1 protein-coding gene is annotated in these 588 nt (G+C 49.1%); it reads left to right on the plus strand.

Annotation, left to right across the window (positions count from 1 at the left end; genetic code table 11):
* Positions 1-588 (plus strand): RNA-directed DNA polymerase (locus tag D4A39_RS19060; RefSeq protein ID WP_147393951.1); only part of this gene is annotated, 588 nt, incomplete at both ends.

Raw genomic sequence — 588 nt, forward strand, 5'->3', positions numbered from 1 at the left:
GCTTTGAGAATGTTGATAGAGAAGTACAGAGAGGGCCAGAAAGAGCTGCATTGTGTCTTTGTAGATCTAGAGAAAGCATATGACAGGGTGCCAAGAGAGGAGTTGTGGTATTGTATGAGGAGGTCTGGAGTGACAGAGAAGTATGTTAGAGTGGTGCAGGATATGTATGAGAGCAGTAGGACAGTGGTAAGGTGTGCGGTAGGTGTGACAGAGGAGTTCACGGTGAAGGTGGGACTGCATCAAGGATCGGCTCTGAGCCCCTTCTTGTTTGCGGTGGTGATGGACAGGCTGACAGATGAGGTCAGAAAGGAATCTCCCTGGACGATGATGTTTGCGGATGACATTGTGATCTGTAGTGAGAACAGGGAGCAGGTGGAGGAAAGTCTAGAGAGGTGGAGGTTTGCTCTGGAGAGAAGAGGAATGAAGGTTAGTCGTAACAAGACAGAATACCTGTGTGTGAACGACAGGGACCCAAGTGGAACAGTGAGGTTACAGGGAGAAGAGGTGAAGAAGGTGCAGGATTTTAAGTACTTAGGGTCAACAGTCCAGAGCAATGGGGAGTGTGGAAAAGAGGTGAAGAAGCGGGTG

It is taken from the genome of Alcanivorax profundi (assembly GCF_003597125.1).
Lineage (GTDB): Bacteria > Pseudomonadota > Gammaproteobacteria > Pseudomonadales > Alcanivoracaceae > Alcanivorax > Alcanivorax profundi.